General features: G+C 56.3%; 28 protein-coding genes. 27 read left to right on the top strand and 1 reads right to left on the bottom strand.

Features of this window, described 5'->3' with window-relative positions:
• The first annotated feature begins 3 nt into the window (after nt 1–3).
• The 24 genes from rplB to ACXAIA_RS04705 all read left to right on the top strand — a co-directional run bounded on the left by rplB (nt 4) and on the right by ACXAIA_RS04705 (nt 13725).
• The gene (gene rplB / locus ACXAIA_RS04820; protein WP_033067186.1) at nt 4–831 is read left to right on the top strand and encodes a 50S ribosomal protein L2; all 828 of its coding nucleotides are present in this window, start codon (nt 4–6) and stop codon (nt 829–831) included.
• 16 nt (nt 832–847) lie between these two features.
• A complete protein-coding gene (gene rpsS, locus ACXAIA_RS04815; protein ID WP_008892178.1) occupies nt 848–1126 on the top strand; it encodes a 30S ribosomal protein S19 in 279 nt (92 codons plus the stop codon).
• Nucleotides 1127–1128: 2 nt separating this feature from the next.
• Nucleotides 1129–1509, top strand: a complete 381-nt coding sequence (gene rplV, locus ACXAIA_RS04810; RefSeq protein ID WP_475346512.1) for a 50S ribosomal protein L22 — start codon at nt 1129–1131, stop codon at nt 1507–1509.
• Nucleotides 1509–2195: a 30S ribosomal protein S3 gene (rpsC, locus tag ACXAIA_RS04805; RefSeq protein ID WP_475348346.1), complete on the top strand. Its 687-nt coding sequence runs from the start codon at nt 1509–1511 to the stop codon at nt 2193–2195. The genes rplV and rpsC overlap by 1 nt, the downstream gene beginning before the upstream one ends.
• Before the next feature lie 12 nt (nt 2196–2207).
• Complete coding sequence (rplP, locus tag ACXAIA_RS04800; protein WP_033067183.1) at nt 2208–2627, top strand: 50S ribosomal protein L16; 420 nt, start codon at nt 2208–2210, stop codon at nt 2625–2627.
• A 6-nt stretch (nt 2628–2633) separates the two neighbouring features.
• The gene (gene rpmC / locus ACXAIA_RS04795; RefSeq protein ID WP_008892182.1) at nt 2634–2834 is read left to right on the top strand and encodes a 50S ribosomal protein L29; all 201 of its coding nucleotides are present in this window, start codon (nt 2634–2636) and stop codon (nt 2832–2834) included.
• Nucleotides 2835–2860: 26 nt separating this feature from the next.
• Nucleotides 2861–3094, top strand: coding sequence for a 30S ribosomal protein S17 (gene rpsQ / locus ACXAIA_RS04790; protein ID WP_008892183.1), 234 nt, complete (start codon nt 2861–2863; stop codon nt 3092–3094).
• A 34-nt stretch (nt 3095–3128) separates the two neighbouring features.
• Complete coding sequence (rplN, locus tag ACXAIA_RS04785) at nt 3129–3497, top strand: 50S ribosomal protein L14 (RefSeq protein WP_033067181.1); 369 nt, start codon at nt 3129–3131, stop codon at nt 3495–3497.
• Nucleotides 3497–3814 (top strand): 50S ribosomal protein L24, encoded by a 318-nt coding sequence (gene rplX, locus ACXAIA_RS04780; protein WP_008892185.1) that lies wholly within the window; start codon nt 3497–3499, stop codon nt 3812–3814. The genes rplN and rplX overlap by 1 nt, the downstream gene beginning before the upstream one ends.
• Before the next feature lie 11 nt (nt 3815–3825).
• On the top strand, nt 3826–4365 hold the full coding sequence (gene rplE / locus ACXAIA_RS04775) for a 50S ribosomal protein L5 (RefSeq protein ID WP_475346511.1): 540 nt from the start codon (nt 3826–3828) through the stop codon (nt 4363–4365).
• 13 nt (nt 4366–4378) lie between these two features.
• Complete coding sequence (gene rpsN / locus ACXAIA_RS04770; RefSeq protein WP_033067178.1) at nt 4379–4684, top strand: 30S ribosomal protein S14; 306 nt, start codon at nt 4379–4381, stop codon at nt 4682–4684.
• A 12-nt stretch (nt 4685–4696) separates the two neighbouring features.
• On the top strand, nt 4697–5095 hold the full coding sequence (gene rpsH, locus ACXAIA_RS04765) for a 30S ribosomal protein S8 (protein ID WP_062953735.1): 399 nt from the start codon (nt 4697–4699) through the stop codon (nt 5093–5095).
• 12 nt (nt 5096–5107) lie between these two features.
• Nucleotides 5108–5644 carry a 50S ribosomal protein L6 gene (gene rplF, locus ACXAIA_RS04760; protein WP_475348345.1) on the top strand — a complete coding sequence of 179 codons (537 nt, stop codon included), beginning with the start codon at nt 5108–5110 and terminating at the stop codon, nt 5642–5644.
• Between the two features lie 11 nt (nt 5645–5655).
• Entirely contained in the window at nt 5656–6009 is a 354-nt protein-coding gene (gene rplR / locus ACXAIA_RS04755) for a 50S ribosomal protein L18 (RefSeq protein WP_213472376.1), read from the top strand.
• 11 nt (nt 6010–6020) lie between these two features.
• Nucleotides 6021–6596, top strand: coding sequence for a 30S ribosomal protein S5 (gene rpsE, locus ACXAIA_RS04750; protein ID WP_297119639.1), 576 nt, complete (start codon nt 6021–6023; stop codon nt 6594–6596).
• Nucleotides 6597–6602: 6 nt separating this feature from the next.
• Nucleotides 6603–6797: a 50S ribosomal protein L30 gene (rpmD, locus tag ACXAIA_RS04745; RefSeq protein WP_007091489.1), complete on the top strand. Its 195-nt coding sequence runs from the start codon at nt 6603–6605 to the stop codon at nt 6795–6797.
• 29 nt (nt 6798–6826) lie between these two features.
• Nucleotides 6827–7312 (top strand): 50S ribosomal protein L15, encoded by a 486-nt coding sequence (rplO, locus tag ACXAIA_RS04740; protein WP_475348344.1) that lies wholly within the window; start codon nt 6827–6829, stop codon nt 7310–7312.
• 80 nt (nt 7313–7392) lie between these two features.
• A complete protein-coding gene (gene secY, locus ACXAIA_RS04735) occupies nt 7393–8739 on the top strand; it encodes a preprotein translocase subunit SecY (RefSeq protein WP_475346508.1) in 1347 nt (448 codons plus the stop codon).
• A 30-nt stretch (nt 8740–8769) separates the two neighbouring features.
• A complete protein-coding gene (locus ACXAIA_RS04730; protein ID WP_475346507.1) occupies nt 8770–9414 on the top strand; it encodes an adenylate kinase in 645 nt (214 codons plus the stop codon).
• 119 nt (nt 9415–9533) lie between these two features.
• Nucleotides 9534–9902 carry a 30S ribosomal protein S13 gene (gene rpsM / locus ACXAIA_RS04725; protein WP_008892195.1) on the top strand — a complete coding sequence of 123 codons (369 nt, stop codon included), beginning with the start codon at nt 9534–9536 and terminating at the stop codon, nt 9900–9902.
• Nucleotides 9903–9917: 15 nt separating this feature from the next.
• Nucleotides 9918–10310, top strand: coding sequence for a 30S ribosomal protein S11 (gene rpsK / locus ACXAIA_RS04720; protein WP_044828432.1), 393 nt, complete (start codon nt 9918–9920; stop codon nt 10308–10310).
• 123 nt (nt 10311–10433) lie between these two features.
• The gene (locus ACXAIA_RS04715; RefSeq protein WP_297119629.1) at nt 10434–11450 is read left to right on the top strand and encodes a DNA-directed RNA polymerase subunit alpha; all 1017 of its coding nucleotides are present in this window, start codon (nt 10434–10436) and stop codon (nt 11448–11450) included.
• Nucleotides 11451–11647: 197 nt separating this feature from the next.
• The gene (gene rplQ, locus ACXAIA_RS04710) at nt 11648–12079 is read left to right on the top strand and encodes a 50S ribosomal protein L17 (protein WP_297119626.1); all 432 of its coding nucleotides are present in this window, start codon (nt 11648–11650) and stop codon (nt 12077–12079) included.
• A gap of 188 nt (nt 12080–12267) precedes the next feature.
• The gene (locus tag ACXAIA_RS04705) at nt 12268–13725 is read left to right on the top strand and encodes a DegQ family serine endoprotease (RefSeq protein ID WP_475348343.1); all 1458 of its coding nucleotides are present in this window, start codon (nt 12268–12270) and stop codon (nt 13723–13725) included.
• 68 nt (nt 13726–13793) lie between these two features.
• Here ACXAIA_RS04705 and ACXAIA_RS04700 read toward each other — a convergent pair whose 3' ends face one another.
• Nucleotides 13794–15008: an MFS transporter gene (locus tag ACXAIA_RS04700; protein ID WP_475348342.1), complete on the bottom strand. Its 1215-nt coding sequence runs from the start codon at nt 15006–15008 to the stop codon at nt 13794–13796.
• Nucleotides 15009–15216: 208 nt separating this feature from the next.
• Here ACXAIA_RS04700 and ACXAIA_RS04695 point away from each other — a divergent pair, with 208 nt between their 5' ends.
• From ACXAIA_RS04695 to ACXAIA_RS04685, 3 genes are all read left to right on the top strand, one after another.
• A complete protein-coding gene (locus ACXAIA_RS04695; protein ID WP_475348341.1) occupies nt 15217–16524 on the top strand; it encodes a replication-associated recombination protein A in 1308 nt (435 codons plus the stop codon).
• Nucleotides 16525–16703: 179 nt separating this feature from the next.
• Complete coding sequence (locus tag ACXAIA_RS04690; protein WP_475348340.1) at nt 16704–17309, top strand: FMN-dependent NADH-azoreductase; 606 nt, start codon at nt 16704–16706, stop codon at nt 17307–17309.
• A 224-nt stretch (nt 17310–17533) separates the two neighbouring features.
• A complete protein-coding gene (locus ACXAIA_RS04685) occupies nt 17534–18061 on the top strand; it encodes a DUF1499 domain-containing protein (protein WP_475348339.1) in 528 nt (175 codons plus the stop codon).
• Nucleotides 18062–18207 lie beyond the last annotated feature (146 nt).

Here is an 18207-nt window from a genome sequence, read left to right as displayed (position 1 = left end):
ACAATGGCTTTGAAGAAGTTTAAACCAACCTCTCCTGGTCGCCGTCAGCTGGTTCTCGTGGATCGTTCCGATCTCCACAAGGGCAAGCCGATCAAAGCGTTGACCGAAGGTCTTCGCAAGAAAGGTGGCCGTAACAACACTGGTCGTATCACCGCCCGCCGTATTGGTGGTGGTCACAAACGTCGTTACCGTATGATTGACTTCAAACGTACCAAGTTTGATGTCGTCGGTACCGTCGAGCGTTTGGAATATGATCCGAACCGTACCGCGTTTATCGCACTGGTTCGTTATTCTGACGACGAATTGGCCTACATCCTCGCACCGCAGCGTCTTGCTGTTGGCGACAACGTTGTTGCCGCTGACCGCGTAGACATTAAGCCGGGTAACGCCGCACCGCTGAAGAACATTCCGGTCGGTACCATTGTCCACAACGTCGAACTGAAAGCCGGTAAAGGTGGTCAGGTCGCACGTTCAGCAGGCTCGTATGTACAGCTTGTTGGTAAGGACCAGGGTTACGCCCAGCTTAAGCTGTCCTCCGGTGAGGTACGTTTGGTTCGTGGTGAATGCATGGCTACCATCGGTGCCGTGTCCAACCCGGACCATCAGAACTCGAACCTTGGTAAAGCCGGCCGTAATCGCTGGCTTGGCAAGCGTCCTTCGGTTCGTGGCGTTGCCATGAACCCGATCGATCACCCGCATGGTGGTGGTGAAGGCCGTACGTCGGGTGGTCGCCATCCGGTTACGCCGTGGGGCAAGCCGACCAAGGGCAAACGTACCCGCTCGAACAAAAAGACCGACGCGCTCATCATGCGCCGTCGTCACAAGAGCTAACGGAGGAGGCTAGACTATGGCGCGTTCCGTTTGGAAGGGTCCGTTTGTTGACGGATACCTTCTTAAGAAAGCCGATACTGTCCGTGCCTCAGGCCGGAATGAGGTAATTAAGACCTGGTCGCGGCGCTCGACGATTTTGCCGCAATTCGTAGGCCTCACCTTTGGGGTTTACAATGGCCAGAAATTCCTGCCGGTGCTGGTGACCGAAGACATGATTGGTCACAAGTTCGGTGAATTCTCGCCGACCCGTACCTACTATGGTCACGCGGCCGACAAAAAGGCGAAGAGGAAGTAACGATGGGTAAGAAAGCTGACATCCGTCGGCTGGCGGATAACGAGGCTGCGGCTTCGCTCCGGGCAGTACGCATTTCCCCGCGTAAGCTCAACCTCGTCGCCGAGTCGATTCGTGGTAAGAAGGCAGAAGCTGCTTTGGCAGAGCTGACCTTCTCCAATAAACGCATTTCGCAGGACGTCAAAAAGCTGCTGGAATCGGCAATTGCTAATGCCGAAAACAACCATCAGCTCGATGTCGACCGTCTCTACGTTAAAGAGGCATCTGTTGGTAAGGCCTTCGTAATGAAGCGCTGGCGCGCCCGTGCACGCGGTCGTGTTGGTAAACTTCTGAAGCCGTTCTCCAACATGCGCATCGTCGTTTGCGAACGTGAGGAGGCCGAGTAATGGGTCAGAAAATTAATCCAATCGGTCTGCGCGTTGGCATTAACCGTACCTGGGATTCCCGCTGGTACGCCAACAAGTCCGATTTCGCTGGTCTTCTTCACGAAGATCTCGCGATCCGCAATTTCATCTTCGGCCGCCTCAAGCAGGCTGGTGTTTCGAAGGTGATTATCGAACGTCCGGCGAAGAAAGCCCGTATCTCGATCCACACCGCTCGTCCGGGCGTTGTGATCGGGAAGAAAGGCCAGGACATCGAGAAGCTCAAGAATGATCTGCAGAAACTGGCGAATGCCGAAGTGCAGGTTAACATCATCGAGATCCGCAAGCCGGAACTTGATGCCAAGCTGGTCGCTGACAACATCGCCCAGCAGCTTGAGCGCCGTGTTTCGTTCCGTCGCGCTATGAAGCGCTCGGTTCAGAACGCAATGCGTCTCGGTGCCGGTGGCATTCGTATCAATGCTGCTGGTCGTCTTGGTGGCGCTGAAATCGCTCGTACTGAATGGTACCGTGAAGGTCGCGTTCCGCTGCATACACTGCGTGCGGACGTTGATTATGGCACTTCGGAAGCACACACCACCTATGGTGTTTGCGGTCTGAAGGTCTGGATCTTCAAGGGCGAAATCATGGCTCACGATCCGTTGGCTTCCGAGCGTAAAGCGCTCGAGTCGACTGGTTCAGGCCGTAAGTAAGGAGATCCAGATATGCTTTCTCCGAAACGCACAAAGTTCCGTAAAGCCCACAAAGGCCGCCTTAAAGGTGAAGCCAAGGGTGGTACGGATCTTAATTTCGGCGCTTATGGCTTGAAAGCCATGGAGCCTGAGCGTATAACGGCGCGTCAGATCGAAGCGGCACGCCGTGCGATCACCCGCCACATCCGCCGTCAAGGTCGTGTGTGGATTCGCGTTTTCCCGGATCTCCCGGTCTCGCAGAAGCCTGCCGAAGTCCGTCAGGGTAAAGGTAAAGGCTCGCCTGAATATTGGGCGGCACGCGTTAAACCGGGTCGGATCATGTTTGAACTCGACGGTGTTCCGTTGGATCTTGCACGCCGTGCTTTCGAGCTGGCGTCGGCAAAACTGCCGATCAAGACCAAGTTTGTCACCCGTCTTGGTGAAGGGGAGTAATTAGTGATGAAAATTGCTGATCTCCGCGCTAAAAGCGCTGACGAACTGAAGCAGCTGCTTCTGGACCTGCGTAAAGAATCGTTCAACATGCGATTCCAGCAGGCTTCCGGGCAGTTCGAGAACACTGCGCGGGTCCGCCAGGTCCGTCGTGATATTGCCCGCATTAAAACCCTTCTCGGTAACGAGAAGGGTGCAACCGCGGCCTAACTGGACACGCAGAGGAGTATATACACATGCCGAGGCGTGTATTGCAGGGGACAGTCGTTTCGACCAAAAACGACAAGACCGTGGTGGTCCGAGTGGAGCGCCAGGTCATGCACCCGCTGTATAAAAAGTACGTGCGTAAGTCGAAGAAATTCCACGCGCACGATGAAGAGAACCGCTTCAAAACGGGTGACGTAGTTCGCATTCGCGAATGCAAGCCGATCTCGAAGTTGAAGTCTTGGGAAGTAGTGGTCGAGGAGTGAGTCCTCAGCCCAATCATAGTCAAGGGGTAAACCCATGATCCAGATGCAGTCCAATCTGGACGTCGCCGACAACAGCGGCGCTCGCCGCGTCCAGTGCATCAAGGTGCTGGGCGGCTCGAAGCGCAAAACCGCTCACGTTGGTGATGTTATCGTGGTTTCCGTCAAGGAAGCCATTCCGCGCGGCCGCGTTAAGAAGGGTGCAGTTCACAAAGCTGTCATCGTTCGCACCGCAAAGGAAATTCGTCGTGCCGATGGCTCGGCGATCCGCTTTGACCGTAACGCTGCCGTTCTCATTAATGCGAATGGCGAGCCGATCGGCACGCGTATTTTTGGCCCGGTAACCCGTGAACTTCGTTCGAAGGGTTACATGAAGATCATTTCGCTCGCTCCGGAGGTGCTGTAATGGCTGCCAAGATTAAAAAGGGCGATCGCGTCGTTGTTCTGACGGGTAAAGACAAAGGGAAGACCGGCGAAGTTCTCGCCGCTTTCCCGACCGAGAACAAAGTTCTGGTTTCGGGCATCAACCTGGTGAAACGTCACCAGCGCCCGACCGGTGCTGATGCTGGTGGCATCGTCGAAAAGGAAGCAAAAATTGCCGTTTCCAACGTCGCGATTGTCGACCCGAAAGAAAACAAGCCGACCCGCGTCGGTTTCAAGACCCTCGATGATGGTCGCAAGGTTCGCGTAGCGAAGCTCAGCGGCGAAGTCATCGACAACTGAGGGACGGAAAAATGACGCGCCTGCGCGAACATTACAAAGAAGTGGTGCGTGACGCACTCCTGAAGGAGTTCTCCTACGAGAACACCATGGAGATTCCGCGCCTCGAGAAAATCGTGATCAACATGGGTGTCGGCGACGCCACCCAGGATCGTAAAAAGCTGGAAGGTGCGGCTGCGGATCTCGCTGCCATCACCGGTCAGAAGCCTGTCTTCACCAAAGCGAAAAAGTCAGTTGCGGCTTTCAAGCTGCGTGAAGGTATGAACATCGGTTGTAAAGTGACCCTGCGTCGCGACCGTATGTTTGAGTTCCTGGACCGCCTGGTCACCATCGCGCTTCCGCGCGTTCGTGACTTTCGCGGCCTGAACAAAAAATCTTTCGATGGTCGTGGCAACTTCGCCATGGGCTTGAAAGAACAGTTCGTCTTTCCTGAGGTAGAGTACGACAAAGTCGACTCCGTCCGCGGGATGGATATCATCATTTGTACCACGGCTAAGTCCGACGATGAAGCTCTTGCCCTTCTTAAGGGTTTTGATCTTCCGTTCGGAAACTAACGGAGGTTGGCCCATGGCCAAGAAAAGCGCTGTAGAGCGTGAACTCAAACGTGAACGCCTGGCAAAAAAATATGCTGCCAAGCGTGCCGCCCTTAAAGCGGTTATCGCAAATCGCGAGACGACCCCTGAGGATCGTATCGTTGCTGTGATGAAACTCGCCCAGCTGCCGCGTAACTCGGCCCGTATCCGTCAGCGTATTCGCTGCCAGGTATCTGGTCGTCCGCGTGGTGTCTATCGCAAATTCCGCCTGTCCCGTATCGCGCTTCGTGAACTTGCTTCGCGTGGTCAGATCCCGGGCATGGTGAAGTCGAGCTGGTAAGGAGGACATCACATGTCGATGACTGATCCAGTCGGGGATATGCTTACGCGTATCCGTAACGGCCAGCGCGTTGGTAAATCCAGCGTCGTTTCGCCGGCTTCGAAACTGCGTACCGGTGTGCTGGATGTTCTCCAGCGCGAAGGTTATATCCGCGGTTACAACATTAATGAAATTCGCAAGGGCGTCAGCGAAATCACCATCGAACTCAAATATTTTGAGGGCGATGCCGTGATCAAGCAGATCGACCGCGTCTCGACCCCGGGTCGTCGTGTATACTCGAAGATCAAAGATCTTCCGAAGGTATATAACGGTCTGGGCATCGCAGTCCTGTCCACTCCGCGAGGAGTTCTTTCGGATCAGGAGGCTCGCGAGCAGAATGTCGGCGGCGAAATCCTCTGCAAGGTATTCTAAGGAGGGCCAACGATGTCGCGAGTAGGAAAAAATCCGGTGGTCGTGCCTAGCGGCGTTACCATCACCTTGACCGAAGAGCAGATCAGTGCAAAAGGCAAGCTCGGTGAGCTTAACCTTCCGCTGAACAGTGCTGACGTATCCGTCACCCACGAAGATAACCAGATCGTCGTGAAACCGAAAAACGATGGCAAGCGCGCCCGTGCCCTCTGGGGTACCACCCGTGCAAACATCGCGAACCTCGTCACCGGGGTTTCGGAAGGGTTCACCAAGAAGCTGGAAATCACCGGTGTTGGTTACCGTGCACAGGTTCAGGGCAAGAAACTTGTTCTGCAGCTTGGCTTCTCACACGACGTAGAAATGGAGATCCCTGAGGGTCTTACCGTCGTTGCTGAAAAGCCGACCCTCGTCGCCATTTCTGGCGCAGATAAACAAGTCGTCGGTCAGTTCGCTGCAAATGCACGCGGCTGGCGCGGTCCGGAGCCTTACAAAGGTAAAGGTGTCCGCTACGAAGGCGAGTATATCTTGCGCAAAGAAGGCAAGAAGAAGTAAGGACAGGCACGATGAAAAACGTGAGAAGCCTTTTCGAACGCCGCAAGCGTCGCGTTCGTTTTGCGATCCGCCAGAAAGCGGCCGGTCGCCCGCGCCTCAGCGTGCACCGTTCGAACGCCCACATCTATGCTCAGATCATCGACGACGTAAAAGGCACCACCCTGGTGGCTGCTTCGACCGCCGAGAAAGATCTGAAGGCGAAAGGCAGCAATGCCGACGCCGCTGCACTCGTTGGCAAGGCAATTGCCGAACGCGCAGTCAAAGCTGGTGTGAAAACGGTCGTTTTCGATCGTGGCGGGTATCTGTTCCATGGCCGGGTGAAAGCTCTGGCCGATGCCGCCCGTGAGGGCGGTCTGGACTTCTAAGGAGCACGACCATGGCACGTAACCAGAATCAACAGCAGCAGGCGCCGAAAGCCCGTGAAGAAAACGAACTCGTCGACAAGCTGGTTGGTATCAACCGCGTCGCGAAAGTCGTTAAGGGCGGCCGTCGCTTTGCTTTCTCCGCAATGGTAGTTGTCGGTGACCAGCGCGGTCGCGTCGGATACGGCACGGGTAAAGCCCGTGAGGTTCCGGAAGCGATCCGTAAGGCAACCGAAGCTGCTAAACGTAACATGATCCGCGTTCCGCTGCGTGAAGGCCGTACCCTTCACCATGATACGCAGGGCCATTTCGGCGCAGGCAAGGTTATCCTTCGCTCCGCTCCGGCTGGTACCGGTATCATCGCAGGCGGTGCGATGCGTGCGGTTTTCGAAACCATGGGCGTTCAGGACGTTGTGTCCAAATGCACCGGTACGAACAACCCGCACAACGTGATCCGCGCAACCCTTGACGCTCTGGTCAACGGTGCTTCCCCGCGTCAGGTCGCTGCTAAGCGTGGCCTGAAAGTCGGTGACGTCGTTGCCCGTCGCGATAGCGGTTCGGCTGCTGCCGCCGTTCTCGAAAAGGAGTAATTCGATATGGCTGCTAAGAAAAAAGCGACCGTTCGCGTTACCCAGACGGGTTCGCCGATCGGACGTCCGGCTGATCAGCGCCAGACCCTTGTTGGTCTTGGCCTGAACAAACTGCACCGGACTCGTGAGCTGGAAGATACTCCGGCTGTTCGCGGTATGATCGCAAAGGTCAAGCACCTCGTCCGTGTGGACGAGGCTTGATTGACCCCAGATCGAAAAGGTGTTGAACGATGAAACTCAACGAACTCGCCGATAACCCGGGTGCCCGCAAGGCGCGCACCCGCGTCGGTCGCGGCATCGGTTCGGGAAAAGGCAAAACTTCTGGCGCAGGTCAGAAGGGTCAGAAGTCCCGTTCAGGTGTAGCCATCAATGGCTTCGAAGGCGGGCAGATGCCGGTCTATCGCCGTCTTCCGAAACGCGGCTTCAAAAACCCGTTCAAGAAACAGTTCGGTGTTGTGAACCTTGGTACCCTTCAGACCGCCGTTGATAACGGTGTTCTTGAAGATGGTGCGAATGTCACTGTCGCTGTTCTTGCGGAAAAAGGTCTGGCCCGTCCGCAGAAAGACGGTCTGCGTCTTCTTGCTAAAGGCGAACTGAAAGCGAAACTGAACATCGAGATCTCCGGTGCTTCCAAAGCAGCTGTCGAAGCTGTTGAGAAAGCCGGTGGTTCGGTCAAGGTTCTTGCACCGGTCGCTGCTGCAGAATCCGCAGAATAAGCCTAGATTGACTTCGAGAGGGTCCGGTTCCATTAGACGGGACCGGACCCTCCAGTTTATGTGTATTGGGAGATGAGTGCATGGCATCGGCCGCCGAGCAGCTTGCCGCGAACCTGAATTGGTCCGCTTTTTCAAAGTCGACCGAGCTTAAAAAGCGTATCTGGTTCACTTTGGGCGCGCTTATTGTTTACCGTCTTGGAACCTATATTCCGGTTCCGGGTGTCGATCCGTCCATTCTTGCTGACATTTTCCGTCAGAATGCGGGCGGCGTTCTGGGCATGTTTGACATGTTCGCCGGTGGTGCGCTGGGTCGTATGACGATCTTCGCGCTCAATATCATGCCGTACATCTCGGCCTCGATTATTATTCAGTTGATGACAACCGTTTCGCCAACCCTTGAGCAGCTCAAGAAAGAAGGCGAGCAGGGTCGTAAAAAGATTAATCAATATACCCGCTATCTGACGGTGCTGATTGCGACCGTGCAGGCGTGGGGCATTGCTGTTGGTCTTGAAAGCATGACCGGTTCAACCGGTGCTGCGGTTCCGGATCCGGGCATGTTCTTCCGCATTACTGCCGTGATCACCCTGGTTGGTGGCACCATGTTCCTGATGTGGCTTGGTGAACAGATCACCCAGCGTGGCATCGGTAACGGTATTTCGCTGATCATCTTTGCCGGTATTGTTGCCGGCCTGCCAAGCGCGATTGCAGGCACCCTTGAACTGGGTCGTACCGGTGCGATTTCGGCCCTGGTTATCGTTGCAATCATCGTTCTGGCGATCGCCGTTATTGCCTTCATCGTCTTTGTTGAACGTGCACAGCGCCGTGTTCTGATCCAGTACCCGAAACGCCAGGTCGGCATGAAGGTCATGGAAGGTCAGAGCTCGCACCTGCCGCTCAAGATCAACACCGCCGGTGTTATTCCGCCGATCTTCGCAAGCTCGCTGCTGCTCATGCCGCTGTCGGTCGCCCAGTTCACCACCGGTGTTGATGCCCCGGCATGGTTGACCACTGCGACCGCACTGCTGGGTCGTGGCCAGCCGCTCTATATTGCGCTTTATATCGGCCTGATTGTCTTCTTTGCCTTCTTCTACACCGCGGTTGTCTTCAACCCGGAAGATACGGCAGACAACCTGAAGAAACATGGTGGCTTTATTCCGGGCATCCGTCCGGGTAAAAATACAGCCAACTATCTGGATTTCATTCTGACCCGTCTGACGGTTATCGGTGCAGCTTATCTCGCATTTGTCTGTATCCTGCCGGAACTTCTGATCGCGGAATGGTCTGTTCCCTTCTACTTTGGTGGGACTAGCCTCCTGATCGTTGTCACGGTAACCATGGATACCGTTGCGCAGATTCAGTCTCATATGCTGGCTCATCAGTATGAAGGCCTGATCAAGAAATCCAAACTGCGTGGTCGCCGCCGCTAACGAGCGACCACCGCATTCAGGGGGAAGACGATGAACATTATCCTTCTTGGCCCTCCCGGCGCAGGGAAAGGTACCCAGGCCAAGCGTCTTGAAACAGGACGCGGCATGATCCAGCTCTCGACGGGCGACATGCTCCGCGCAGCGGTTGCTGCCGGCACGGAACTGGGGCAGAAGGCAAAAGAAGTCATGGATGCGGGTCAGCTCGTATCTGACGATCTGATGATCGGTCTGATTTCTGAAAGACTTGACCAGGATGACACCAAGGGTGGTTTCATTCTGGACGGGTTCCCACGCACGACCGCCCAGGCAGAAGCTCTGGACGACATGCTGGAATCCAAGGGACTGGCACTTGATTACGTGATTGAACTGCGTGTCGATGACGCAGCGTTGGTGGCCCGTGTTGTCGGTCGCTATACCTGTGCGAAATGCGGGCAGGGCTATCATGACGAGTTCCAGAAACCTGCCAAGGAAGGTGTCTGTGACGCATGTGGCAGCACCGAATTTAAACGCCGTGCGGACGATACCGCCGAGACGGTCACCTCGCGACTGGAAGCTTATCACAAGCAGACAGCACCGATCATTCCTTACTATGAAAAGGTCGGTAAGCTGAAAACAGTTGACGGGATGGCCGAAATCGACGAAGTTACGCGCGAGATTGAAGCCATCCTGGGGTAATTTCCCGGGCAGGGCGTTTTTTTGCTGGCGGGTTGGCAGTAATGCTGGCCCGCTTTTGCAGCGTCCTACCCTACCGGATCTGCCCTTGGGTTTGTTAACAGGAAACAGGAGTTCACATAGTGGCTCGTATTGCTGGCGTAAACATCCCGACCGCGAAGCGTGTCGTGATTGCGCTTACCTACATCACGGGCATTGGCCCGGCGAAAGCTAAAGAAATTTGCGCAAAGGTCGGAATCGAATCCGCAACCCGCGTTCATCAGCTCTCTGATGACCAGGTTCTGAAGGTTCGTGAAGTTATCGACGCTGATTACACCGTCGAAGGCGACCTCCGTCGTGAAACCGCAATGAACATTAAACGTCTGATGGACCTGGGCAGCTATCGCGGCCTGCGTCATCGTCGCGGTCTCCCGGTACGCGGTCAGCGTACCCACACCAACGCTCGCACCCGTAAGGGCCCGGCTAAGCCGATTGCTGGCAAGAAGAAGTAAGGTAGGGGAACGACAATGGCGAAAGCTCCTCAGACTCGCGTGCGTCGCCGCGAGCGCAAGAACATTACGAACGGTATCGCGCATGTAAACGCGACCTTCAACAACACCATGATCACCATCACCGACGTTCAGGGGAACACCATTTCCTGGTCGACCGCTGGTGGTATGGGTTTCCGCGGTTCGCGTAAATCGACTCCGTATGCTGCACAGATGGCTGCCGAAGACGCAGGTAAAAAAGCTGCTGAACACGGCATGAAAACCCTCGAAGTACAGGTTAAAGGCCCGGGTTCGGGACGTGAATCTGCACTGCGTGCGCTTCAGGCTGTCGGTTTCACCATTACGTCGATCAAAGACGTAACGCCGATTCCGCATAACGGTTGCCGTCCGCGTAAACGTCGTCGCGTCTAATCGCGTCGATCCTTGCGGACGACCCCGCGTTTGGGCCCGGGATGACCGGGCCTCTTCGCGTTTCTCGTGGGGGCAATATGTTTGCCCTCATTTCCATAGGCTCCAGTTGCGAAGGTGGGTCTCGTGATTCAAAAGAACTGGCAGGAACTGATTAAGCCGACGAAGCTTGATGTTACTCCGGGTACTGATGCCAGCCGTATTGGTACGATCGTGGCAGAACCGCTGGAGCGCGGTTTTGGTCAGACCCTGGGTAACGCGCTGCGTCGCATTCTGCTGTCGTCGCTCCAGGGTTCGGCAGTTACTGCGATCCAGATCGACGGTGTATTGCACGAATTTTCGTCGATCCCGGGTGTGCGTGAAGATGTCACCGACATCATCCTGAACATCAAGACCATGGGCGTGCGTATGCATGCTGAAGGTCCGAAGAAAATGGCTCTGAAGGCGACCGGCCCGGGTGCCGTCACCGCAGGTCAGATCGAAACCGGTGCGGATATCGAAATCCTTAACCCGGATCTCGAGCTTTGCCATCTTGATGATGGTGCTACGCTCAACATCGAATTCACCGTTGATAACGGTAAAGGCTATGTTGCAGCCAGCGCGCACAGCTCTTCGGATGCGCCGATCGGCCTTATTCCGATCGATGCGATCTTCAGCCCGATCCGTAAAGTGGCCTACAAGGTGGAAAACACCCGTGTTGGTCAGGATACCGACTTTGACAAGCTGTCGCTGACCGTTGAAACCAACGGTGCGCTGACCCCGGAAGATTCGGTTGCACTTGCAGCCCGTATCCTCCAGGACCAGCTGTCGCTGTTCGTCAACTTCGAAGAGCCGGAAGCGGTTGTCGAAGAGAAGAAAGAAGACGAACTGCCGTTCAACCGTAACCTTCTTCGTAAGGTTGACGAGCTTGAACTGTCGGTCCGCTCGGCAAACTGCCTGAAGAACGACAACATCATCTATATCGGTGATCTTGTTCAGAAGACCGAAGCAGAAATGCTCCGTACGCCGAACTTCGGCCGTAAGTCGCTGAACGAAATCAAGGATGTTCTGGCTCAGATGGGTCTGCATCTCGGTATGGAAGTCGGCGGTTGGCCGCCGGAAAACATCGAAGAACTTGCTCGCAAGTTCGAAGATCCGTTCTAAGAACGGGTCTTCGGCCTTCGGGCCGATATCGGAACATTCTTGTTCCAAACCGGAGAACCCAGTTGTTTGGGCATCCGGCGGGCGCGTTGCCCACACCGCACGTGCATAACCTGACACCGGATGATCGGTGATCAGGGTGGCGGCGCGGTTTTACAATCGGTTTCGTGAGCGAAGCCAGGCTATTAAGGAGAGTTACCATGCGTCACGGTATGCAAGGCCGTAAGCTTAATCGTACTTCGTCCCATCGTAAGGCGATGTTTGCCAACATGGCAGTTTCGCTGCTCACCCACGAGCAGATCAAAACCACTCTTCCGAAGGCCAAGGATCTTCGCCCGTATGTCGAAAAACTGATTACGCTGGGCAAGCGGGGCGACCTGCATGCACGCCGTCAGGCCATTTCGATCCTGCGTGACGACAAAGTCGTAGCCAAGCTGTTCGGCGAAATCGCTGACCGCTACAAAGAGCGTTCCGGTGGTTACACCCGCGTTCTCAAGGCTGGCTTCCGTTATGGCGATGCGGCTCCGGTTGCTGTGATTGAACTTGTCGATCGCAACGTCGAAGCAAAAGGCGCGGAAGACCGCGCTCGCCTCGAAGCAGAGGGCGAAGGCGAAGAAGCAGTTGCTGAATAAGCAACGTTTCGGCCTTTAAGAAACAGAAACGGGCGATGCCATCTGGCGTCGCCCGTTTTCTTTTGCCTAAATGTCAAAAAGTTCATATTTCCGCCAAGGTTGCGCGGCAGTTCTGATTTCCCTAATTGATATGAAATCATGACCGGGTCGACACCGGTCGCCGCAAGATAAAAAAGAGAGAGTGTGACGTGCAGGCAAAATGGATTTCAAAGATTGTCGCCTTTGCCGTGATCGGGATGGCGGCGATGTCCGGGACTGGCAATCTGGCCCATGCCCAAAGCGATGAAACCACCCTGGATCGGCGTTTGCCGTCGAGCCAGACGGAAATCAAGATGTCGCTTTCGCCATTGGTCAAGCAAACCGCACCGGCGGTCGTAAACATCTACACCAAGAAGGTGGTCGAGCAACGCCAGCGCACCCCGTTCTTCAATGACCCGTTCTTCAAGCAGTTCTTTGGCGATCGTTTCAGCGGGGCGTTTGGCGCCCCGCGTCAGCGGGTTGAACGGTCGCTCGGTTCCGGTGTGATTGTTTCGGGCGATGGCACCGTGGTGACCAACCACCACGTCATTGATGGCGCTAGTGAGATCCGCGTCGTCTTGCATGACAACCGCGAATTTGATGCCGATCTGGTCGGATCGGACGAACGCACCGACCTTGCTGTCCTGCAACTGCGTGATGTTGATAACGAATTGCCCGCCATCCCGTTTGGCGACTCTGATGCGGTTGAGGTCGGCGACCTTGTCCTTGCCATCGGCAACCCGTTTGGCGTGGGTCAGACCGTGACCAGCGGCATTGTCTCGGCCCTTGCGCGTGCTGGCGTCACCGGTCAGGACTACCAATCCTTCATTCAGACCGATGCAGCGATTAACCCGGGCAACTCTGGCGGCGCACTGGTTGATATTGATGGCAATCTGATTGGCGTGAACTCCGCGATCTTTACCAAGTCGGGAGGATCGAACGGTATTGGCTTTGCCGTGCCAGCCAATATGGTCAAGGTGGTCATGCGTGGTCTGATCAGTGGCGATCTGCGTCGTCCGTGGCTGGGGGCTGCGGGGCAGGCGGTGACCGCCGATCTGGCATCCTCGCTTGAGCTTGATCGCCCGCATGGCGTTCTGATCAACAAGGTCCGCGACGGCAGCCCGGCCGCACGCGGCGGCCTGCAATCTGGTGACGTGGTCGTGGCGGTCAATGGCCTTGCGGTCGATAACCCGAACGAGCTTAAATTCCGCATCGCGACGCTTGAACTCGATGGTGAGGCCAATCTATCTGTTCTGCGCCGCGGTTCGGAAACCGTTCTGGCCATGCCGCTTGAAGTCGCCCCGGAACTGCCCGCGCGCGATGAAAGCATCATTGATGGCCGCAATCCGTTCAGCGGCACCAAGATCGCCAATATGAACCCGGCACTGGCTGATGAACTGGGCATCGATACGCTCAGCGAAGGGGTGATGATCCTCGCCGTCGCCCGTGACAGTCTGGCGCGCCGGACACGGCTTAAGGCCGGCGACTATATCGTCGAGGTCAATGGTGAGCCGATTACCTCGGTCGCACGCTTCAAGGAAGTCATCCGGGCGGGCGAACGCAGCCGCGACTGGACGATTGCCGTCAAACGTGATGGCAAGGTCCTGACGGGTGATTTCACCTTGTAACCATCGGCTATATCAGCTCAAAACTAAAAGGCGCGCCCCGAATGGTGGCGCGCCTTTTCCGTTATAGCTCAGGCGGCATCATTCGTTTCATGTGGCCGATGACGGAGCATCATCAGCGCGACAAAGGTCACAAGCCCCAACCCGATGGTCAGCAAGATCGCATATTGCCCGTAATCATCGATCAGAAGCCCGAAGACGAACGGGGCCGCGGCCTGCGCAAAGCGCGATGGCGCCATGATATAGCCCTGGCGTGCGCCATAGCCGGCCGGACCAAAGGTCGCCAGTGGCAATGTGCCCTTGGCGATGGTCAGGATGCCGTTGCCGATCCCGTGCAGGCTGGTAAACAGCATCCCGACAGGTCCGCCAAAGACCAAAAGCAACACCGCCCCCACCGGATGGGTGAGCGCCGAAAGCCTGGATGAACTCAGCGGATGCATCTTTTTAAGCAACCCGAACTCGGCCAGCCGCCCGGCAACCTGTGCCGGACCAACCAGCGATGCCGCGATCAGCGCACCTGCCGCATCCATGCCTGAAATCTCCAGCAGGCGGGGCAAATGTGCCGCCATGGCGGTTGCGGTAAACCAGCTGGCGGCAAACACGATGGCCAGCAGGACCATTGGCATGTTGAAGATATCCTGGCGCGAAAGCTTGGTCGGGGCAGGGGCCGTTTTGGCTGGATCATCCTTGGCCGCGCCGTACTCGTCAGAACGGGTGCGCGGGATCAGAAACAGATTAAGCGGCAAACCCAGGACGATATGCATCACCGCCCAGAAATAACACGCCGTGCGCCAGTCAAATGCGCCCTCGATCCCGGCGGTAATCGGCCAGCAGATCGTACTGGCAAATCCGGCAATGAGGGTGATGCCGGTAATCGGTCCCCGCGCATCATGACCATAAATCCAGCTAAGCGTGGCAAAGGCCGACTCATAAAGCCCCATCGACATGCCAACCCCGATCACACACCACGCCACACACATCACGGTCAGGCTATCGGCCGTACCCAATAGGGCAAGCCCAGCGGCAAAGATCAGGCTGGATACCGCCAGCACGGTGCGTCCACCAAACTGATCAATCCGCGCACCGGCCTTGGGGCCAAGAAGGGCGGCAAAAACCAATGCCAGTGAAAACGCCCCGAACGCCCAACCCGGCGGAATGCCAAGCTCAATCGCCATTGGCTCTGCCAGAATGGCCGGCAGGTAAAGCGTGGTGCCAAATGCAAGGGTCTGACCCGTGCCCAACCCGATCACGATGGGAAGCTTGGCCGGTGTGCCGTGCGATGTCATGGCAGGCCCCGGCAATAAAGGCAGTTCAGGCAGGCAGGAACGGGCGTCACAAACAGGTTCTTTTTGTTGTTTGGGCGGGAATAAGCCAGAAAGCTATGCCGCGCCTTTCAGGGCGTCAATGGACGATGTTTCGTCTGTCATGAATGTCATCTGCGTGTTACGTTTCCCAAACGCCGCCCCAATCCTCACAATATGACGATATCGCTGCATGGTTTCCCTGTTTGAAAGTCAGGTCACGCGCCCGTTGGCCGACAGACTGCGCCCCGCCAAACTTGAAGAAGTTGTCGGGCAGGATCATCTGTTTGGCGATGACGGGCCGATCACCCGCATGATCAAGACCGGCCGGGTGCCCTCGGTCGTGCTGTGGGGGCCGCCGGGCTGTGGCAAGACGACACTGGCGCGCCTGATGGCCGATGTCGCCGATATGGCGTTTGAACCGCTTTCAGCGATCTTTTCCGGGGTGGCTGATCTGCGCAAGGTGTTTGAACGCGCGCGTGCGCGCCGCTCCACCGGCGGGGCGACGCTGTTGTTCATTGACGAGATTCACCGGTTTAACAAGGCGCAGCAGGACAGCTTCCTGCCCTATGTCGAAGACGGCACCATCACACTGATTGGCGCCACCACAGAAAACCCGTCCTTTGAACTGAACGCCGCGTTGTTGTCACGCTGTCAGGTATTGGTGCTCAAGCGCCTTGATGATCAGGGCCTTGAGGAACTTCTGGTGCGTGCGGAAAAGGAAATGGGCTTTGACCTACCGGTAACGCCCGAGGCCCGCGAAACCCTGCGTGCCATGGCCGATGGTGACGGGCGCTATTGCCTTAATCTGGCCGAGGAACTCTTTTCCCTGCCGCCCAGTGATGATGGCCCGCTTGGTGTCGCAGAACTTGCGCGCACCGTGCAAAAGCGCATGCCGATCTATGACAAGGGCGATGACAGCCACTACAACCTGATCAGCGCGCTGCATAAATCCATTCGCGGCTCTGACCCGGACGCAGCACTTTATTGGTTTAACCGCATGCTGGCCGGGGGGGAGGACCCGAAATTCGTCGCCCGTCGTCTGACCCGCATGGCGGTTGAGGATATCGGCCTTGCCGATCCGCAGGCACAGCAATTCTGCATCGGCGCCTGGGAGTCTTACGAACGGCTGGGCAGCCCCGAAGGCGAGTTGGCCCTGGCCCAGGCGGTGATTTATCTGGCGCTTGCGCCAAAATCCAATGCCGGTTATGCGGCTTATAAAAAGTCGCTCAAGATCGCGCGTGATACCGGTTCCCTGATGCCGCCCGCCCATATTCTTAATGCCCCGACCAAGCTGATGGCCGATATCGGTTATGGCAGTGGCTATGCCTATGACCATGATCAGGAAGATGGCTTTTCCGGGCAGAACTATTTCCCAGAAGGCATGCGGCGGCAAAACTTCTATGAACCGGTCGAGCGCGGCTTTGAGCGGGACCTTAAAAAGCGGGTGGACTATTTCGACCGTCTGCGCGCCGAGCGGCAGAAAAAACGCGGCGAGTAATAGGGTGGGCGCACCGCATCTGAACGGTAAGTTTGTTTCGTATCGCGCAACTGAAATTTAATTGTTTTTGATATAGGTTGCAGATTGGAAACAATCTGATGAAAAGTTTCGGGATAAACAGAACCGTTGGACAGGCGTAAGTTCGGGGCAACAAACAAACCCGGACTTGGAGAAGACCCATGACCAACATTCTGCATGTCAGTGCATCTGTGAACGGTGAGAATTCGAACTCCCGTCAGATCGCATCGAAACTGATTGATCGCATTGTTGCTGCCGATCCGTCGGCCCACGTTGCTGAACGCGATACCAACGACGCCGTTATCTCAGCACTCACCGGTGAGACCGTCGGCGCCTATTATACCCCGGCTGAAGAACGCTCAAGCGCCCAGAAAGACATCATTGCCGCGTCTGACAAGATGGTGGCGGAACTTCAGAACGCCGACATCGTTGTCATCGGTGCGCCGATGTACAACTTCTCTATCCCGTCAACGCTGAAGGCCTGGGTCGATCTGATTGCCCGTGTCGGCGTGACCTTCAAATACACCGAAAACGGACCGGTTGGTCTGCTTGCGGGCAAAAAGGCCTATATCGTTGCCGCCACCGGGGGCGTTCCGGTCAACAGCCCGGCCGACTTTGCGACCCCGTATCTGAAGCAGGTGCTCGGTTTTGTCGGCATCACCGATGTCGAAGTTGTCGAGGCATCGGGCTTTGCGGTCAACGCCGAAGAAGCCATGGCGCGTGCCCTGGCAAATGTGGACGCGGCCCCGCTGCCGGTTGCGGCCTAAGGCCTCAAAAGTTCCCTCAATACAATCCCGGTGATTGGCGAATTTCCGTATCCCCCCCCCCCTTGGTTCGCTGATTAACGGGTTTGTATCCCGAAATGCCCGACTGTGCTCCGGTCGGGCATTTTGATTCTGTCCTGTTTGGTCTATGGTGTCTCAGACACACTGGCAGACACCGCGTCTGACCGGTGCAGGCAAGGCAGGTGGTATCATTGAAACGGCTGGCGATGTTTGCAATCTGGGGACTGCTGGTACTGGCAGGGATATTTGTAACGGTCCGCTTTACCGGGCTGCTTGATCATATGTTACCGGCTGGTGATCCGCCCAATGTCAGTTTCGGGCGGGATGCCGATCTTCCCGAAACACGCAATTTCTTCCTCGCCTGTCCGGCGGATCGATTGCCACAAACCGATCGCGCCATGCAAAGCCCGTGTTTCAACACATCGGTCGCGACCCTGACCGAAGTGCTGATTGAAACGGCCCCCGATCACGGCATGGAATTGATGACCGATGTTGCCGGCGGCGAAGCCGGCCGTCTTTATTTCCTGGCCCGGACACCTGTGTTTCGGTTCCCCGACTGGGTCGAGATCGAGTTGATCCTGCCCGAAACCGGCGCGGGCGCGGATGCTGGCGATAACGTGTCATTCTGTCTGTTTGCCAAATCCGTCTATGGTGTCGACGATGTCGGGCAAAACGAAAAACGCACCCGTGCCTGGCTTGCGGATGTCGAAACCCCTATGGGCCAGGGATCTTAAGCGGTCCTGAGCGGGACGAAGCCAGCACCAATACCATTGATCATCTGAGGCCCTTGGTGTTTGATGCCAATGGGTTATGCTGGGGGTATTCTGGCGGGCAGGGATAATGACATCGCTCTTCGTTATTGCCATGGCCCCATGCCGTA

Source organism: Thalassospira sp. ABL2_045 (assembly GCF_056161285.1).
The sequence above is the reverse complement of the archived record's forward strand: the minus strand, read 5'-3'. Positions and strand labels throughout refer to the sequence as shown.

Bases quoted from the DNA above. Each gene is read 5' to 3' on its own strand.
- rplQ (WP_297119626.1), top strand. From the start codon at position 11,648: ATGCGTCACGGTATGCAAGGCCGTAAGCTTAATCGTACTTCGTCCCAT.
- rplV (WP_475346512.1), top strand. From the start codon at position 1,129: ATGGGTAAGAAAGCTGACATCCGTCGGCTGGCGGATAACGAGGCTGCG.
- secY (WP_475346508.1), top strand. From the start codon at position 7,393: ATGGCATCGGCCGCCGAGCAGCTTGCCGCGAACCTGAATTGGTCCGCT.
- rplR (WP_213472376.1), top strand. From the start codon at position 5,656: ATGAAAAACGTGAGAAGCCTTTTCGAACGCCGCAAGCGTCGCGTTCGT.
- rpsN (WP_033067178.1), top strand. From the start codon at position 4,379: ATGGCCAAGAAAAGCGCTGTAGAGCGTGAACTCAAACGTGAACGCCTG.
- rpsE (WP_297119639.1), top strand. From the start codon at position 6,021: ATGGCACGTAACCAGAATCAACAGCAGCAGGCGCCGAAAGCCCGTGAA.
- rpsC (WP_475348346.1), top strand. From the start codon at position 1,509: ATGGGTCAGAAAATTAATCCAATCGGTCTGCGCGTTGGCATTAACCGT.
- rpsK (WP_044828432.1), top strand. From the start codon at position 9,918: ATGGCGAAAGCTCCTCAGACTCGCGTGCGTCGCCGCGAGCGCAAGAAC.
- ACXAIA_RS04690 (WP_475348340.1), top strand. From the start codon at position 16,704: ATGACCAACATTCTGCATGTCAGTGCATCTGTGAACGGTGAGAATTCG.
- rplP (WP_033067183.1), top strand. From the start codon at position 2,208: ATGCTTTCTCCGAAACGCACAAAGTTCCGTAAAGCCCACAAAGGCCGC.
- ACXAIA_RS04700 (WP_475348342.1), bottom strand. From the start codon at position 15,008: ATGACATCGCACGGCACACCGGCCAAGCTTCCCATCGTGATCGGGTTG.
- ACXAIA_RS04695 (WP_475348341.1), top strand. From the start codon at position 15,217: ATGGTTTCCCTGTTTGAAAGTCAGGTCACGCGCCCGTTGGCCGACAGA.
- rpmD (WP_007091489.1), top strand. From the start codon at position 6,603: ATGGCTGCTAAGAAAAAAGCGACCGTTCGCGTTACCCAGACGGGTTCG.
- rpmC (WP_008892182.1), top strand. From the start codon at position 2,634: ATGAAAATTGCTGATCTCCGCGCTAAAAGCGCTGACGAACTGAAGCAG.
- ACXAIA_RS04685 (WP_475348339.1), top strand. From the start codon at position 17,534: ATGTTTGCAATCTGGGGACTGCTGGTACTGGCAGGGATATTTGTAACG.
- rplE (WP_475346511.1), top strand. From the start codon at position 3,826: ATGACGCGCCTGCGCGAACATTACAAAGAAGTGGTGCGTGACGCACTC.
- rplF (WP_475348345.1), top strand. From the start codon at position 5,108: ATGTCGCGAGTAGGAAAAAATCCGGTGGTCGTGCCTAGCGGCGTTACC.
- rpsS (WP_008892178.1), top strand. From the start codon at position 848: ATGGCGCGTTCCGTTTGGAAGGGTCCGTTTGTTGACGGATACCTTCTT.
- rplN (WP_033067181.1), top strand. From the start codon at position 3,129: ATGATCCAGATGCAGTCCAATCTGGACGTCGCCGACAACAGCGGCGCT.
- rplX (WP_008892185.1), top strand. From the start codon at position 3,497: ATGGCTGCCAAGATTAAAAAGGGCGATCGCGTCGTTGTTCTGACGGGT.
- rplB (WP_033067186.1), top strand. From the start codon at position 4: ATGGCTTTGAAGAAGTTTAAACCAACCTCTCCTGGTCGCCGTCAGCTG.
- rpsQ (WP_008892183.1), top strand. From the start codon at position 2,861: ATGCCGAGGCGTGTATTGCAGGGGACAGTCGTTTCGACCAAAAACGAC.
- rplO (WP_475348344.1), top strand. From the start codon at position 6,827: ATGAAACTCAACGAACTCGCCGATAACCCGGGTGCCCGCAAGGCGCGC.
- rpsH (WP_062953735.1), top strand. From the start codon at position 4,697: ATGTCGATGACTGATCCAGTCGGGGATATGCTTACGCGTATCCGTAAC.
- ACXAIA_RS04730 (WP_475346507.1), top strand. From the start codon at position 8,770: ATGAACATTATCCTTCTTGGCCCTCCCGGCGCAGGGAAAGGTACCCAG.